The sequence below is a fragment of the Streptomyces sp. cg36 genome (genome assembly GCF_041080675.1).
Lineage (GTDB): Bacteria > Actinomycetota > Actinomycetes > Streptomycetales > Streptomycetaceae > Streptomyces.
On record NZ_CP163520.1, the window covers coordinates 4,571,014 to 4,587,557 of the forward strand.

Below are 16,544 nucleotides of genomic sequence, written 5' to 3' on the forward strand. Positions count from 1 at the left end.
GGCGCCGGGCCCCGCCTTCAGGAAGGGCGCCCCCAGAAGGCCCCGCCATCAGGGAGGCGCCAAACCCCCAGGGGCCCGGCCCACGCGTCCCCGGCCTCTCAGGACGGGCCCTCCCCCTCCAGCCCCGCCAGGATCCTCCGGGGATCGAACGCCGCCCGCTGGCGCGTGATCTTGCCGTCCTCCACGTGGCTCCACGTCGCCACCAGGACCGGGTCGGTGACCCGGGTGTGGTGTTCGAACCAGGTCACCACGTCCGCCCCGTCGCTGAAGACCTTCCGGACCACGATGTCCGTGTTGATCTCCGACACCTTCTCGATCTTCGCCCGGTACTCGTCCGCGCTGTGGGCGATGCCGAACGGGCCGGCGAAGTCCACGTCGTCGGCGAGCACCGAACGCAGGGTGTCGAAGTCCTTGGCCTTCCAGGCGGCGTAGTAGGTGGAGGTCACGGATACGGGGGTGGCAGTCACGCTCGTGTTCCCTTCGCAGGAGTCGGGGGAGTCGGGCGGTACCGGCGCAGGAGGCGGCTCAGCGGTTCAGGGCCGGCTCCTCCGTCCGCTGTGCGGCGGCGGCCGGGGCCGGTGCCGAGGAGGGGCGCGGGCTGCGCAGCAGCACCGCGCTGGCCACCGCCGCGAGCAGCATGAACGACGCCGCGACGGTGAGGCAGAGGTGGATGCCGTCGATGAACGCGAGGCTGAACGCGTGCATCATGCGCGGGGTGTCCGCGCCGAGGTCGACGGCGTGGATCGCGCCGAAGCCGCCGCTGTCGACCGCGCCGACGACCTGCTCGCGGGCCTGCGCCCCGAGGTGGGCGTCGGTGAGGCGGCCGGGCAGGGCGTCGGTGACCTTGGTGGTGAGCAGCGCGCTCATCAGGGCGGGGCCGAGCGCCGCGCCGACCTGGCGGAAGGCGTTGCTGCCGGCCGCGGCCATGCCCGCCAGCTGGTGCGGTACGGCGTTGATCGCGGTCGCGGTCATCGGCGCGAAGACCGCGCCGAAGCCGATGCCGAGGACGATCAGGCGCCAGGCGAGCTGGCCGAACGAGGTGTCGGCGTCGATGGACGTCAGGGAGAGCAGCGAGCCGGTGGCCAGCAGCAGACCCGTGGTGATCAGGATGCGGGCGGAGACCTTGTGCATGATCTGGCCGAAGATCGGCCCGGCCACCATCGCGGTGAAGGTGAACATCAGCATGCGGTAGCCCGCGTCCAGGGTGCCGAGCTGCTGCACCTGGCCGAGGTAGAGGCTGAGGACGAAGATGAAGCCGATCAGGCCGAGGAAGCTGATCATGGCGACGAGGGCGGTGGCGCTGAACGCCGGGGAGCGGAAGAGCTTCAGGTCGAGCATCGGGCTCTCGCTGCGCGCCTCGGTGACGAGGAAGCCGACCAGGGCGACCGCCGCCAGGGCGAAGCCGACCAGTACGCGGGTCTCGCCGAAGGAGGAGCCGCCGCCCTCGATCACCGCGTACACCAGGGCGGTGATGGCGACGGCGGCGCTGATCTGGCCGGGCCAGTCGAGCTTGCGGGAGCCCGCCGCGCGGGAGTCGGCGACGTACCGGGCCGCGGCCACCATCGCGAGGAGCGAGGCGGGTATCGGCGCCAGGTAGATCCAGCGCCAGGAGGCGTGCTGCAGGATCAGGCCGGAGATCATCGGGCCGACGGCGAGCGCGCCCATCAGGGACGCGGTCCACATGCTGATGTACTTGGCGCGCTCGCGCGGGTTGGGCACCGCGTGGCTGATCAGGCCGAGCGTGGCGGGCAGCAGCGCGGCGGCGCCGATGCCCGCGAACGCCTGGCCGGTCCACAGGACGGGGACGCTGTGGGCGCTGAGCGCGATGGCCGCGCCCACGGTGCAGAAGGCGAGTCCGGCCTGGAAGACCTTGCGGCGGCCGTGGACGTCGCCGACGACGCCGGCGGTGAGGATGAGGGCCGCCATCGGCAGGACGAAGGCGTCGGTGACCCAGGACAGGTCGGCGGTCGAGGCGTCTAGGCTGCGCTGGATGGTCGGCAGGCTCACCGAGACCGTGGTGACCGGCAGATAGGCGACGAAGACGCCGACGCAGGCCATGACGATGGTGGCCGCGCGGCTGTCGCGCCCGCCCCTCGTCGTGGTCGTGGCATTCACTGAGTACTCCTTCGTTTCCCTGGAGAAGGGCATGCGTACGGGGACGCCCTTCGGCCGGGAGCTGCCGTCCGTACCGCGGGCGGTGGGGGAGGGGAGGCGGGCCGCGCCGGACGGGCCCCCGCGGTGCGGGTGCCCCTCCGGCGCGGCCGGACGCCTCGCGTGGTGTGGCGTTGCGTCGTGCTGGGGGGAAGCCCCGGGGCCCGGGCGGGCCCGGAGCCTCAGAGTTCGGTGCTGACCTCGGTCAGATGGCAGCGGGTGATCTTGCCGCCGGTGACGGTGAAGTGCATGGCGATCGGGTTCACGCTCGTGTCGCCGTGGGCGAAGCCGGTGACGACCGCGTCCTGGCCGAGGACCAGGAAGTCCCGGTCGGGCACGAAGACCTTGCCGAGCGAGGCGAAGAAGAGGGAGATGTCGGACCGGGTGGAACCGGGCCCCAGCGCACCGGCGTTGGCGGCGCCGGGGGCGAAGAAGTCCACGCGGTCGGCGAACAGGTCGAGCAGGCCCGTGAGGTCTCCGGCCCGCTGCCGGGCGAAGAACGCGGCGACCACCGCACGGGTGGTCGGTGACGTGAACGCGCGCGGCTGGGTGGGCTGTTGGGCCATCGGACGAGTCCTCTCGACGTGAAGCTGCCCGGTCGGCTTTCAGGGCTTTCGGGTACGTCTACTCTGCGCCGCCACCACGTAGAAGTCCAACATCTACATTTTCTGCGAACTATAATCAGTGGTTATGGAACTGCGGCAGTTGGAGTACTTCGTCACCGTGGCCGAGCTGGCGAGCTTCACCCGGGCCGCCGAGGCGCTGCACGTGGCCCAGCCCGGGGTGAGCGCCCAAGTGCGCAAGCTGGAGCGGGAGCTGGGCCAGGACCTGCTCGACCGCTCCAGCCGTACGGTGCGGGTGACCCCGGTCGGCGCCGCCGTGCTGCCGTACGCGCGGGCCGCGCTCGCCGCCGTCTCCGGGATCCGCGAGGCGGTCGACGAGCTCAGCGGTCTCGTACGGGGCCGGGTCACCATCGGGACCGTCATCTCCATGGGCAAGACCATCGACCTGCCGGGGCTGCTCGCCTCCTTCCACGAGGCGCACTCCGGGGTGGAGATCGGGCTGACCGAGGACAGTTCGGAGCACCTGGTGGAGGCGCTGCACTCGGGCCGCATCGATCTGGCCATCCTGGGCCGCACCGGCGCGCTGCCGCCCGGGATCGTCTACTACGACATCGTCGACGAGCCGCTGGTCGCGGCGGTGAGCCAGCACGACGCGCTGGCCGGGCGGCGCAGCGTCGCGCTCGGCGAGCTGGCCGAGCGCGCCCTGATCTGCCTGACCCCGGGGACGGGGCTGCGCAGCGTGGTGGAGGCCGCCTGCACGGCGGCGGGCTTCCGGCCGCACATCGCCTTCGAGGCCGCCGATCCGCACGTCCTGGCCCAGCTCGCCGGGCGCGGCCTCGGGGTGGCGCTGCTGCCGGTCTCGCCCGCCCTCGCCTACCGCGAGCAGCTCCATCTGCTGGACATCGTCGGCCCGCGCCCGCACGGCCGGCTCGCGCTGGCCTGGCGCACGGACGGCCCGACCAGTCCGGCCGGGGCCGCCCTCGTCGCGCACGCGCGCGCGTATCTGCCGGAGGCGCGCTGACCTCCCGGCGCCGGCCGCGCCCCGGCCCGCGCCCCGACTCCGTCAAGTCCGCACGGGGTCTTGCCGGTACTTGCCAAAGTCCCCGAAGCGAAGTTGCCCCTGCCTCGCGCCCCGGAACAGGGTCGTCGCACACCTAGGCACAGGGAGGACGAGCGATGTCGGAGACCACCCAGGCGCAGCCGTTCCAGGACGACGCGGAGCTGCGCGCGAGCAACCGCGCCATCGTCGAGCAGTACATGAACTGCCGCGGCGAGGACCGGCTCAAGCGCCATCTGCTCTTCACCGAGGACGGCGTCGGCGGCCTGTGGACCACCGACACGGGCGAACCGATCGCGATCCGCGGCCGCGACACCCTGGGCGAGCACGCCGTGTGGTCGCTGCAGTGCTTCCCGGACTGGGTCTGGACCAATGTGGAGATCTTCGAGACGCAGGACCCGAACCGGTTCTGGGTGGAGTGCGACGGCGAAGGCAAGATCATTTTCCCGGGTTATCCCGAGGGCCACTACCGCAACCACTTCATCCATTCCTTCGAGTTCGAGAACGGGAAGATCAAGCTGGAGCGGGAGTTCATGAACCCCAACCAGCAGCTGCGCGCCCTGGGGATTCCGGTTCCGGCCGTGAAGCGCGAGGGAATTCCCACCTGACCCGGACCGCTCCCGCCGCCCTCCTTTCCGTACGCCGACTCCAGGAGAGCCCGTTCCATGCATGAGTACACGGTGGTGGACGCCTTCTCGCGCACTCCGCTCGAAGGCAATCCGGTGGCCGTCTTCTTCGACGCGGGCGATCTGCCCGCCGAGGCGATGCAGCGGATCGCCAACGAGATGAACCTCTCGGAGTGCACCTTCGTCCTCCCGGCCGAGCAGGGCGGCGACGCGCGCATCCGGATCTTCACGCCGGTCAACGAGCTGCCGTTCGCCGGGCATCCGATCCTCGGCACGGCGGTCGCCGTCGGACGGCCCCGCAAGGCCGAACGGCTGCTCCTGGAGACGGCGATGGGGACCGTCCCCTTCGAGCTGACCCACGAGGACGACTCCACCTACGTCGAGATGCGCCAGCCCATCCCGGTGTGGGAGCCCTACGAGCACACCGCCGAACTGCTCGCGGCGCTCGGCGTGGACGCGTCCATCACCCCGGTCGAGGCGTACCGCAACGGGCCCCGGCACGTCCTGGTCGGCCTGGAGAGCGTCGAGGCGCTCTCCGCGCTGACCCCGGACCACAACGCGCTGCGCGCCTTCCCGGACATGTCCGCGTACTGCTTCGCGGGCTCCGGCACGCACTGGCGCTCCCGGATGTTCTCCCCGGCGTACGGGGTCGTGGAGGACGCGGCGACCGGCTCCGCGGCGGGCCCGATCGCCATCCACCTGGCGCGCCACCGACTGGCCTCCTACGGACAGGACATAGAGGTCCTCCAGGGGGTCGAGATGGGCCGCCCGTCCCCCATGTACGCGCGCGCCGAGGGCTCGGGCGACCGGGTCGAGGCCGTGCACGTCGGCGGCCACGGCGCCGAGCTGGCCCGCGGCACCATCTACGTATAGAGAGGCTCTCCTGTGAGCGTGCCCGCAGACATCGCGAGCGAAGGCCCGGTCCTCGGCCCCCAGTCGGCGGGTTACGAGGAGGAACTGGCCTCCTACCAGCTGGGGTTCGGCCAGCGCCCCGACGTCGTCGTGGGCGCCACCGGACCGGAGGACGTCCGGGCCGCGGTGCGCCTCGCCGCCGGGCGCGGACTGCCGCTGGCCGTCCAGTCCACCGGCCACGGCCTGCCCGGCGACCGCTCCGGCGGCGTCCTGCTGACCACCGGCCGCATGCGCGGGGTGGAGGTCGACCCGGACCGGGGCACCGCCCGCATCCAGGCCGGCACGCCCTGGGGCGACGTGATCCAGGCCGCCGCCCGGCACGGCCTCGCGCCGCTGTCCGGCAGCACGGTCGGCGTCGGCGCGGTCGGCTACACGCTCGAAGGCGGCATCGGCCTGCTCGCCCGCACCTACGGCTTCGCGGCCGACCTGGTGACGGCGGCGGACGTGGTCACCGCCGACGGACGGCTGCGGCACGTCACCGCCGAGAGCGAGCCGGACCTGTTCTGGGCGCTGCGCGGCGCGGGCGGCAACTTCGGCGTCGTCACCTCGCTGGAGACCCGGCTGGTGCGCCAGCCCCGGATCTACGGCGGCGGGCTCTACTTCGGCGAGGAGCAGGTCCCCGACGCGCTCTCCGGCTGGCTCGACTGGACGGCGGGCCTGGGCGAGGCGATGACCTCCTCGATCGGCCTGGTCCCCTTCCCGGACAAGCCCGCGGTGCCGCCGCAGGTGCGCGGCAAGTACACCGCCCACATCCGGATCGCGCACACCGGCAGCGAGGCCGAGGGCGTGGCCACGGTCGCGCCGCTGTACGGGATCGGCCCGGTCGTCCTGGACACGCTCACCGAGATGCCGTACACCGACTCGGACGCCATCTACCGCGACCCGCCGACGCCGATGGCCTACTACGGCACCAACGTCATGGTGGAGACGGTCGACCACAAGGACGCCGCCCGGCTGCTCGAACTGACCGGCCCGCAGAGCGGGATGAACTGCGTGGTCCAGCTCCAGCACCTCGGCGGCGCCGTCGCCCGCCGCCCCGAGGTGGCCTCGGCGGTCGGCCACCGCGACGCGCGCTACCTGGTGCGGGTGCTCAGCCGGATCGCCCCGGGCGCCGGATCCGCCGCCGCGCTGGCCGCGCGCGCCGACCACGACCGGGTCTTCGACCTCTTCGGGGACCGGGTGCTCGGCGCCGCCCCCAACTTCCTGCTCGGCGGCCCGGTCACGCCCGAGCAGGTGCGGGCCTGCTACGAGGAGCCGGACTTCCGGCGGCTCGCGGCGCTGAAGGCCGCGTACGACCCGGCGAACGTGTTCCGGGCGTACCACAACATCGCCCCGGCGGGCGGCGCCACGGCCGCCGTCTGACCCGCCCGCCGACCCCGCGGCCTCCGCTTCGGGAACCACGCTTCAGGAAAGGAACACCATGCCCAGCATCGGCGTGATCGGCTGCGGAACCGTGGGTGCCTGCCTGGTGGCGGCCCTGGCCGCCCGGGCGGACCGGTTCACCGGCCCCAACGAGCTCGTCCTGGTGGACCGCCCCGAGGGCCGCTGGCGCGGTCGCGCCTACCAGCGCGACACCGACGCGGTCCTCGCCAACGGGCCGATGATCGGCATGTCGCTGTACGCGGGCGACCCCGAGCACGGGGTGCGCTGGGCGCAGGCCAAGGGCCTGGAGGTGCACCCCGACGAGCGCGGTGTGCACCGCTTCCTGTCCCGGCCGGTCTACGGCAGCTATCTGGAGGACGCCGTCGAGGAGGCGCTGGCGACCCTGCGCGCCGCGGGCTGGACCGTCCGCGACATCCCGGAGACGGCCGCCGCCATCGAGCCCGACGGGTCCGGCGTCGTCATCCGCACCGAGAACCACAGCGCCCGCGTCGACCACGTGGGCCTGTGCCTGGGGGGCCGCGCCGACCACGACGCCTACGGGCTGCGCGGCACCCCGCACTACATCGACGACCCGTACCCGCTGCGCGAGGCGCTCGCCGAGGTCCCGGCCGACGCCGAGATCGCGGTGCTCGGCTCCGGGATGATCGCCACCGATGTGCTGATGGCGCTGCGCGCCTTCGGCCACCGGGGCCGGGTCACCCTCGCCTCCCGGTCCGGGCTGCTGCCGTCGGTGCGCCGCAAGGCCGCGCCGGTGCGGCCCAGCGTGCTCACCGCCGAGAAGCTGGCGTCGCTGCCCCGGCCGGTGCGGCTCGCCGACGTGGTGGCGCTCGCCGAGGCCGAAGTGGCGGGCGCGGGCGGCGACTTCACGGCGATCGCCGCCGATCTGCTGGACCCCGAGCCCGCCGAGGAGCGGCTCCGCCGCCAGCTGGCCGACTCGCTCTCCGACGACATCGGCACCCAGCTGATCCAGCGCGCGGTCATCGACATCGGCCAGGACCTGTGGCTGGCGCTCGGCGAGGGCGACAAGCAGGAGGTGCTGAGCGAACTGCACGCCCGGCTGTGGAGCTTCGCCTCGCCCATCCCGCGCACCACCGCCGAGAAGCTGGTGGAGCTGTACGACGCGGGCCGGCTGCGGGTGCGTCCCGGCGTCGACGCCGTCGAGCGGGACGGCGACGGCTTCCGGCTGCGGTACGAGCAGGGCCCCGAGGACCGGGCGGACCTGGTGGTCAACGCGGTCACCTCGGCCTACCGGCCGGAGCCGCCGTCGGCGGGCGGGCTGCTGGGCCTGGCCCGCACCGCCGGATTCCTCACCGACCACGAGCACGGCGGCATCCGGGTCGAGGAGGCCACCGGCAAGGCGCTCGACGACTCCGGGCGGGCCGACGACCGGGTCTTCGTGCTCGGTGAACTCACCCGGGGCGCCTACTACTTCGTGAGCGCGGTGGCCTCCTTCACCCGCCGCGCCGACGAGATCGCCGAGAGTCTGGCGGCGCTCCCGGCGCCGGTCCCCTCCGCCGCGCACTGACACACGGAACCACCGCCTCCCGGGCCGACGGCACACCAGCCGCCGGCCCGGGAGGCGTTGTGCGTCCGGAGCTCTGTACGGGGTCCTGTCCCGGGTCTTGTCCGGGGTCTTGTCCGGGGTCTTGTCCGGGGCCCGGTGGGCGAAAGTTTCAGGTGCCCGATAGTTGCCTCAACCTCCTTTATTCGCGCGCGCTTTGAGGGGTTCGGACGGTGGCGCGGGCCCGCGCGTGCCCGTTCGCGCTCCCGCGGCTGCCCGTTCGCGCCGCGCGGCTCACGTGTCAACGCCGGTGAATTCGCCGGGAGTTCACGTCCGTACCGGTCCGGCGTCGCGCCCCGGGGAACCGGAACCCCGCGCGGTGGGCGCTCCCGGGCAGGTCGGGCGCGGTGCGTGCTTTCGCGGCGGAATGCGGGAACGGGCGTCGGCCGGGACGGCCGGAGCCCGTTGCCGGCGGCGCGCGGCGGAATTCCGCGAACCGGCGGTAATTCCGGGCCCCGGCTCCGGGGCGGGTGACGGGTCCGGCGGCACCCGGTTTTCGCGATGGCAATGGAAAGAAAACTCAAAGGGATCGCAATCCGCTGTCCGTGGCCCGGGAATTGATTTGGGGGAATCGTTCCGTGTGAATTCCCCGGCTCCTGGTGCGGGCGGCCCGGACGAGGGGGCGGGGGACCCGCCACCGGGGCCGGTGCCGTGCCCGCGACCCGGGCGCGGCACCGGCCCCGCGCCCCGAACGGCCCGCTGTGGACGGCCTTGAGACGACCCTGGGCCCCCTGTCCCGGCCCTTATTCGATACCGTTGGCGAGGTGTCCGGAGCGGCATCCTCCGCAGGTGAGCAACTTGACCCGCTCTACGGAGGAACGTAAGTTCGATCAGGGCTAGCGCCCTGTTTCGAGCCTATGGGGGGCGGCGTCATGGTGGAACACAAGGCATTTGCGGATGCCCCGGCACTGGCCGTTCTGGAACTGCTCGCGCTCGATTCACCCCCGGGGCACTTTCAGGAGTTGCTCGACCGCGCGCGGCGCGAAAACATGGCTCAGTCGTCGCTGGCCGAACTCGAAAGAGCGACCGGGCTCGCGCTGAAAATCCAGGCCGCCAGCCACCAGCGCCGCCAGCGGGAGTCGGTCATGGCCGATCTCGTCAACACCGTCCACGACATGACGATTCCCTACGACCCCGACACCCTGCTCAAGGTCATCACGAGCCGCGCCCGGCGGCTGCTCGGGTTCGACATGGCCTACGTCAGCCTGCGCAGGCCCGGCGGCGACTCGTACGTGCACAGTTCGGACGGCGACACCACCTCCCTCAACGTGGGCCTGGTGGTCGAGGAGAGCCGGGGGCTCGGCGGGATGGCCCAGGAGAAGGGCGCCCCCCACTGGACCTCGGACTACCTCAACGACGACCGCATCCCGCACGCGGAGCAGATGGACGCCATGGTGCGCGCCGAGGGACTGCACGCGATCATGGTGGTGCCGATCCGTCAGGGCGGTGAATCCATCGGCGCGTTGTACGGGGCGGACCGCGTGGTGCGGCACTTCACGCCCGACGAGATCAGCTTCATGCGCTATCTGGCGGACTTCGCCGCCGTCGCGCTGGAGAAGGCCCGGCTCCTGGACCGCTCCCGCAAGGAGATCGCGGAGCTCGCCTCCGCCGGAGCCCGGGCGGACGGCGCCATCGCGCGGATGCGCGAGCTCGCCGGAGCCCTGTCGGGCCTGGTCTCCCTGGTGCTCGGCGGCGCCGATCTGTACGAGGTGGCCAAGGCCGCCGCCGATGTGCTGGACGCCGGTCTGGTGGTCGGCGAGGGGCGCGGGCGCACCCTGGCGTGCGTGGGCGAGGTCGAGGGTTTCGACGAGGCCCGCACCGCCCAGGCCGCCCTGGAGACCCATGCGGCGGGCGGCCCGGTGGTGATCGGCGACGGCGTCTGGGCCGCACCGGTCGGCGCCGGGGAGGAGCTCGGCGTGGTGCTGCTCTCCCGGGACCGGCCGCTGGGCGAGGACGAGCTCACCTTCCTGGGCTTCGTCGGGCAGGCGGTGGCGCTGCTGCTGGTGGTCCAGCGCTGCACGGCGGTGGCCGAGGGGCCGCTGCGGGACGAGTTCTTCGACGGGCTGCTCACCGCCACCGTACCGGCCGCGCCCGGGCAACTGGCCCGCCAGGCACATCAGTTGGGCATCGACGCGGACCGGCCGCACGTCGTGGTGGTGGCCCGGCCGGCCGACGGCGAGCACGGCAAGGCCCTGGTGTGGTCCTCCTCGTACGCCCACCGCATGTCCGGCCTCACCAAGGTGCACGAGGGCGACATCGTGCTGCTGCTGCCCGGCACCGACGCCTCGGCCGTGGCGCGCGCGGTCTTCGCGGAGCTCTCCCCGCTGCTGACCGACCCCGTCACCGTCGCCTCGGCGGGCCCCGCGGCCGATCTCGGCTCGGTCGCCCAGGTCCACCAGGAGGCGCTGCGCTGCTTCGACGCCCTCATCGCGCTGGACGGGGCGGGCAGCGCCGCCTCCATCGACGACCTGGGCTTCCTGGGGATGCTGCTCTCCGACGACCACGACGTGGACGGCTTCGTCGCCTCCGTCATCGGGCCGGTGCTCGACCACGACGCCGAGCGCATGACGAGCCTGGTGCCGACCATGGAGGCGTACTTCGCCTCCGGCAACAGCCCCACCCGCGCGGCGGGCGGGCTGCACGTCCACGCCAACACGGTGGCCCGCCGGCTGGAGCGGATCACCGAACTGCTCGGCCCCGGCTGGCAGCAGCCCGAGCGCGCCACCGAGGCGCAGCTCGCGCTGCGCCTGCTGCGCGCCCGGGACGTCCTGCGCCGCCAGCGGGAGGCCGCGCTGGGGGCTCAGGAGACCTTGGGGAAGTAACCCTCCGCCTCCCGGCGCCCGGCCGACAGCACCTCCACCGCGTGCGCCGCGGAGGCCAGCGTCATGTGGCAGTGCCAGCCGCGCATCGAGCGCCCCTCGAAGTCCCGCAGCCCGGCCCGGTCGCCGTGGTCCGCCAGGTCCTGGCCGACCCGGTCGGCCAGCCGGGTCAGGCCCAGCAGGGTGGCGGCGGGCACGGTGGCCATGTTGGTGAGCCACAGCTGGTCCGCGGGACCGCGCTGGTCCTCCCACTCGCCGAGCAGCGCCAGCTGGCCGTCGCGCCCGGCCGGGGCGCCCGGCAGGCCCACCCGCACCTTCACCGCCGCCGAGTGCCGTACGCCCGAGGGCACCGCCGGGTCGAAGCCGCCCAGCCGCTGGCGGCGGCCCCGCACCGAGTCGAGGATGCGCTGCACGGGCAGCGGGCCGGTGCCGAACCGGGCCAGCGCGGGCTCGGCCACGGTGAGCCGGGTCGCGCTGGTCACCCGGGCGAGCACCGGCACCCCGGCCGCGCCGAACCGCCGCAGCAGCGCCTCCGGGTCGCGCACCGGGAGGTCGAGCACCACGGGCAGCCGGGGCGCGCCCGGCAGGGCCGCGAACTCCAGGGCCGCGGTGGCCGCGCACTCCTCCGGGGTCTCCACGTGGTGGCGCGGCAACCTGTCGCCGACGGCTCCGAGCGGGGCGCCCTCCGCCGCGTCCCGCTCGTTGTCCGCCGGTTCGGGCAGCAGCAGCCGCCAGTTCACCGGGGCGCTCGCCTCCTCGGAGGCGCTCCACACACCGAACGCCTGCTGGCCATGGAACATCTGGTTCCGGTAGAGGTCGAGGCTGCGGCCCACCCCCACCGAGTGCCGGCCCGACTTGGGGATCGACATCTGCCGCACCACCCAGCCCTGGGGCGTGATCACCTGGCCCAGCCAGCAGGCCAGCGCCTCGCGCACCGGGCGCCACTCCCAGGTGGAGTTGCAGATGAAGTGGTGCAGCGTCTGCTCCAGGGTCGGGTCGCCCAGGCAGGCCGCCACGTTGCGGATCGAGCGCCGCCCCTTGGCGGTCAGCAGGCCCCGCAGATACTGCTCGCCCTTGTGCCGCTGGTCCCTCCTCGGCAGCGAGGCGAACAGCGAGTTGCTCATGTCCCGGAGCATGAATTCACGCTCGTGTCCGACCGCGGGCGAGACCCATTGCGGTATGGCGGGACGACGATTCCATACAGACCTGATACTGCCAGCGGGAACGCTCACAGAAACCCCCTTCAAGCACTGTGTCGGCGGCTCGTTGGAGCCACCTCTTCGAGAATGGCTCGGATTGGGCCCCCGGCGCGAGGTGCACGGGGCACCCCGTAGCGCCCTCGGGTGGGGGGCTCGCCACTGTCGCCCCTTGGGAACGCGCCTACCTCGGGATCTCTCCGGACAGCAGGGTGCGTTGGGGTCCGTGTCCGCACCATTGAGGCGATTTCGGGGCCGGTATTGGCTGAAACTCGCCCATTGGCTGGTTGGCAACGCCGGAGACGGAACTCCGTCAAGTCGGGCCAAGAATCCGCTCGTATTTCCGGGAGTCCTGCAAAGCCGCTTCGGTTTTCCTCCCGCCGTCCGCGAGAGTCGGCGTCCAGCCGCTTTCCGACCCGCCATGGGGTGAGCGGTGTCACGCCACCTCGGGAGGTATCAGGTGAACAGCGTCCACACATTCCTCCGCTCGTTTCCCGCAGTTCAGCAGCCGGACTGGGAAGGCCACGCGGAACTCGTACGGGTGAGGGAGGAACTCACCGCGCTGCCGCCGCTCGTCGACGGCCGCGACGTGGACGAGCTCCGCGCACGGCTCGCGGACGTCGCCGCCGGGCGCGTCCAGATCATCCAGTCCGGCGACTGCGCCGAGGACTGGGCCGAGAACAGCCACGGCGACGTGGCCCGCAAGGTCGGCCTCCTGGAGATGCTGGCCGGCGTCATGCGGATGACCTCGCACAAGCCCGTCCTGCGCGTCGGCCGCCTGGCCGGCCAGTACGGCAAGCCGCGCTCCAACCCCACCGAGACGGTCGGCGGCGTCGAACTCCCCGTCTACCGCGGCCACATGGTCAACGCGCCCGAGCCCGACCCGGAGCTGCGCACCCCCGACCCCACCCGGATGCTGACCGGCTACCACGCCTCGCGCGGCATCATGGAGCGGCTCGGCTGGCACGGCGAGGGCCGCCGCGCCCCCCACGAGTCGCCGGTGTGGACCAGCCACGAGGCGCTGCTGCTCGACTACGAGCTGCCGATGGTCCGCCGCCAGGACGACGGGCGGCTGGTGCTCACCTCCACCCACTGGCCCTGGATCGGCGAGCGCACCCGCCAGGTCGACGGCGCGCACGTCGCGCTGCTCGCCTCGGTCGCCAACCCGGTGGCCTGCAAGGTCGGTCCGGGGATGACCACCGACGACCTGCTGGCGCTCTGCGAGAAGCTCGACCCCGAGCGCACCCCCGGCCGGCTCACCCTGATCGCCCGGATGGGCGCCGACACCGTCGGCGAGAAGCTCCCCGCCCTGGTGGCGGCGGTCCGCGCGGCCGGTCACCCGGTGATCTGGCTGACCGACCCGATGCACGGCAACACCGTGGGCGGCCCCGACGGGCTGAAGACGCGGCTGGTGAAGACCGTGGTCCGCGAGGTCGTGGAGTTCCACCGCGCGGTGACGGCGGCGGGCGGCACGGCGGGCGGCATCCACCTGGAGACCACCCCGGACGACGTCACCGAGTGCGTCACCGACCACGACCGGCTGCACGAGGTCGGCGACAAGTACACGAGCTTCTGCGACCCGCGCCTCAACCCGCGCCAGGCGGTCTCCGTCGCCTCGGCCTGGCTCGGCTGACCCACCCCCCCACCCGTGTCCGCGGCACCACCGACCCGGCACAGCGAAAGGACGACCATGGCGGGACTGCCCACCATCGACGCGTATCCGATGCCCTCCGAGGGCGACCTGCCCGACAACATCGCGACCTGGACGGTGGATCCCGCCCGCGCGGTGCTGCTCGTTCACGACATGCAGCGCTACTTCCTGCGCCCGCTGCCCGCCGACCAGTCGCCCGGCGGCGACCTGGTCCGCAACACCGTGCTGCTGCGCGACCAGTGCGCGGCGGCCGGGGTGCCGGTGGCGTACACCGCGCAGCCGGGCGGCATGAGCGAGCAGGAGCGCGGGCTGCTGAAGGACTTCTGGGGGCCGGGCATGCGGGTCTCCCCGGAGGACCGCCAGGTGGTCGACGGCCTCGAACCGGGGCCGGACGACTGGGTGTTCACCAAGTGGCGCTACAGCGCCTTCTTCAAGTCGGACCTGCTGGAGCGGATGCGCGCGGCCGGCCGCGACCAGCTGATCGTCTGCGGCGTGTACGCGCACGTCGGCGTGCTGATGTCGGCGGTGGAGGCGTTCACCAACGACATCCAGCCGTTCCTGGTGGCGGACGCGGTGGCGGACTTCTCCGAGCAGTACCACCGCCTCGCCCTCACCTACGCGGCCGAGCGCTGCGCGGTGGTCACCACGGCCAAGTCGGTGCTGGCCGAGCTCGCGCCCCAGGACGGAGAGCGCCGATGAGCGCCGCCGGGGGAGAGCTGCTGGGCCGCGTCCTGGCCGGGGGCCCGGCCGCGTACGCCCTGCTGCACCGGCCCGAGACGCTCGGCCGCGACGCCCTTGAGGTGCTGCTGGGCGAGGTGTCCTCGGTGGACACGCTCGCCGCGGTCCCGGTGCCCGAGGACGCCTCGCCCGGCGCGCGGCACGAGGTGCTGGCGGTCGTGCCGTACCGGCAGATATCCGAGCGCGGCTTCGCCAGCACCGACGACGGCGAGCCGCTGATCGTGATGGCCGTCGCCGAACAGGGCGAACTCCCGCTCGCCGAGGCCCTGGAGCGGCTGCCCGCCGAGCCGGTCACCCTCTCCGGCGGCCACTTCGACGTGGCCGACGAGAGCTACGCGGAGATCGTGCGGAACGTCATCGACCGCGAGATCGGCAACGGCGAGGGCGCCAACTTCGTCATCAAGCGCTCCTTCGTCGCCGACATCACCGACTACACCCCGGCGAGCGCGCTGTCGTTCTTCCGCCGGCTGGTGGAGCGCGAGTCCGGCGCGTACTGGACCTTCCTGGTGCACACCGGCGGGCGCACCTTCGTGGGCGCCAGCCCCGAGCGGCACGTCAGCCTGCACGGCGGCACCGCCGTGATGAACCCCATCAGCGGCACCTACCGCTACCCGGCGGCGGGCCCGGACCTGCCCGGGGTGATGGAGTTCCTGGCCGACCGCAAGGAGGCCGACGAGCTCTACATGGTGGTCGACGAAGAGCTCAAGATGATGGCGCGGATCTGCGACGGCGGCGGGCGCGTGGTCGGCCCCTACCTCAAGGAGATGGGCCGTCTCGCGCACACCGAGTACTTCATCGAGGGCCGCACCACCCACGACGTGCGGGACATCCTGCGCGACACGATGTTCGCCCCGACCGTCACCGGCAGCCCGCTGGAGAGCGCCTGCAAGGTGATCACGCGGTACGAGCCGGAGGGGCGCGGCTACTACAGCGGCGTCATGGCGCTGATCGGCCGCGACGAGCTGGGCGGGCGCACCATGGACTCCGCCATCCTCATCCGCACCACCGACATCAGCGCCGAGGGGCGGGTGAACATCGGGGTCGGCGCGACCCTGGTGCGCCACTCCGACCCGATGAGCGAGGTCGCCGAGACCCGCGCCAAGGCGGCCGGGCTGCTGGCCGCGCTGGAGTCGGGCGGCCCCGGCGCGTCCGGCACGGGCACGCCCGAGCGGTTCGCCGGGCACGAGCGGGTCCGGGAGGCGCTGGAGCGGCGCAACGACCGCATCGCGGGCTTCTGGCTGCGCGAGCCGGACGCGCGCTCCTCGCACCTGCCGGAGCTCGCCGGGCGCCGGGTCCTGATCGTGGACGCGGAGGACACCTTCACCTCCATGATCGGCCATCAACTAGCCTCCATGGGTCTTGAGGTGACGGTCCGCCGGTTCGACGAGACGTACGACTTCGACGGCCACGACCTGGTCGTGATGGGCCCGGGTCCGGGCGACCCCCGGGAGACCGGGCACCCGAAGATCGCGCATCTGCGGGCGGCCGTGGCCCAGCTCCTGGACGAGCGGCGGCCGTTCGTCGCCGTCTGCCTGAGCCACCAGGTGCTCTCCACCCTGCTCGGCCTGCCGCTGGCCCGGCGCGACACCCCCAACCAGGGCGTCCAGAAGGAGATCGACCTCTTCGGCGCGTACGAGCGGGTCGGCTTCTACAACACGTTCGCGGCCCGCAGCGCCGAGGACAAGCTGACCCACCCCGACCTCGGCGTCGTCGAGATCAGCCGGGACGCGGACACCGGCGAGGTGCACGCGCTGCGCGGGACCGGCTTCGCCTCGATGCAGTTCCACGCCGAGTCGGTGCTCACCGAGGACGGTGTGCGGATCGTCGCCGACGCGCTGACGGGCGTGGTGCGTTCGGGCGCCGCGCTGTCCTGACCGACCAGGGAGC

13 protein-coding genes are annotated in these 16,544 nt (G+C 72.9%); 9 read left to right on the forward strand and 4 right to left on the reverse strand.

What is annotated here, in order from left to right; all coding sequences use genetic code 11:
• Positions 1-98: 98 nt before the first annotated feature.
• From AB5J87_RS20390 to AB5J87_RS20400, 3 genes are all read right to left on the reverse strand, one after another.
• Complete coding sequence (locus AB5J87_RS20390) at positions 99-467, reverse strand: nuclear transport factor 2 family protein (protein WP_369378324.1); 369 nt, start codon at positions 465-467, stop codon at positions 99-101.
• A 58-nt stretch (positions 468-525) separates the two neighbouring features.
• Positions 526-2,115 (reverse strand): MFS transporter, encoded by a 1,590-nt coding sequence (locus AB5J87_RS20395; protein ID WP_369378325.1) that lies wholly within the window; start codon positions 2,113-2,115, stop codon positions 526-528.
• Between the two features lie 218 nt (positions 2,116-2,333).
• Complete coding sequence (locus AB5J87_RS20400) at positions 2,334-2,717, reverse strand: nuclear transport factor 2 family protein (RefSeq protein WP_369378326.1); 384 nt, start codon at positions 2,715-2,717, stop codon at positions 2,334-2,336.
• Positions 2,718-2,841: 124 nt separating this feature from the next.
• Here AB5J87_RS20400 and AB5J87_RS20405 point away from each other — a divergent pair, with 124 nt between their 5' ends.
• The 6 genes from AB5J87_RS20405 (at position 2,842) to AB5J87_RS20430 (ending at position 11,075) form a co-directional block, all read left to right on the forward strand.
• Complete coding sequence (locus AB5J87_RS20405) at positions 2,842-3,735, forward strand: LysR family transcriptional regulator (RefSeq protein WP_369378327.1); 894 nt, start codon at positions 2,842-2,844, stop codon at positions 3,733-3,735.
• A gap of 155 nt (positions 3,736-3,890) precedes the next feature.
• Positions 3,891-4,379 carry a PhzA/PhzB family protein gene (locus AB5J87_RS20410; protein ID WP_369378328.1) on the forward strand — a complete coding sequence of 163 codons (489 nt, stop codon included), beginning with the start codon at positions 3,891-3,893 and terminating at the stop codon, positions 4,377-4,379.
• A gap of 57 nt (positions 4,380-4,436) precedes the next feature.
• A complete protein-coding gene (locus AB5J87_RS20415) occupies positions 4,437-5,270 on the forward strand; it encodes a PhzF family phenazine biosynthesis protein (RefSeq protein WP_369378329.1) in 834 nt (277 codons plus the stop codon).
• An 18-nt stretch (positions 5,271-5,288) separates the two neighbouring features.
• A complete protein-coding gene (locus AB5J87_RS20420) occupies positions 5,289-6,671 on the forward strand; it encodes an FAD-binding oxidoreductase (protein WP_369378330.1) in 1,383 nt (460 codons plus the stop codon).
• Positions 6,672-6,729: 58 nt separating this feature from the next.
• On the forward strand, positions 6,730-8,217 hold the full coding sequence (locus AB5J87_RS20425) for an FAD/NAD(P)-binding protein (protein WP_369378331.1): 1,488 nt from the start codon (positions 6,730-6,732) through the stop codon (positions 8,215-8,217).
• A 1,025-nt stretch (positions 8,218-9,242) separates the two neighbouring features.
• The gene (locus tag AB5J87_RS20430; protein WP_369378332.1) at positions 9,243-11,075 is read left to right on the forward strand and encodes a GAF domain-containing protein; all 1,833 of its coding nucleotides are present in this window, start codon (positions 9,243-9,245) and stop codon (positions 11,073-11,075) included.
• Here AB5J87_RS20430 and AB5J87_RS20435 read toward each other — a convergent pair.
• Positions 11,054-12,196, reverse strand: coding sequence for an IS701 family transposase (locus AB5J87_RS20435; RefSeq protein ID WP_369378333.1), 1,143 nt, complete (start codon positions 12,194-12,196; stop codon positions 11,054-11,056). The two genes, AB5J87_RS20430 and AB5J87_RS20435, sit on opposite strands and share 22 nt — an antisense overlap.
• 532 nt (positions 12,197-12,728) lie before the next feature.
• Between AB5J87_RS20435 and AB5J87_RS20440 the strand changes: the two genes are divergently transcribed.
• From AB5J87_RS20440 to AB5J87_RS20450, 3 genes are read left to right on the forward strand one after another with little or no spacing between them, the layout of a single operon-like run.
• Positions 12,729-13,901 (forward strand): 3-deoxy-7-phosphoheptulonate synthase, encoded by a 1,173-nt coding sequence (locus tag AB5J87_RS20440; protein WP_369378334.1) that lies wholly within the window; start codon positions 12,729-12,731, stop codon positions 13,899-13,901.
• 57 nt (positions 13,902-13,958) lie between these two features.
• Positions 13,959-14,618 (forward strand): isochorismatase family protein, encoded by a 660-nt coding sequence (locus AB5J87_RS20445; RefSeq protein ID WP_369378335.1) that lies wholly within the window; start codon positions 13,959-13,961, stop codon positions 14,616-14,618.
• Positions 14,615-16,531 carry an anthranilate synthase family protein gene (locus AB5J87_RS20450; RefSeq protein WP_369378336.1) on the forward strand — a complete coding sequence of 639 codons (1,917 nt, stop codon included), beginning with the start codon at positions 14,615-14,617 and terminating at the stop codon, positions 16,529-16,531. The genes AB5J87_RS20445 and AB5J87_RS20450 overlap by 4 nt, the downstream gene beginning before the upstream one ends.
• Positions 16,532-16,544 lie beyond the last annotated feature (13 nt).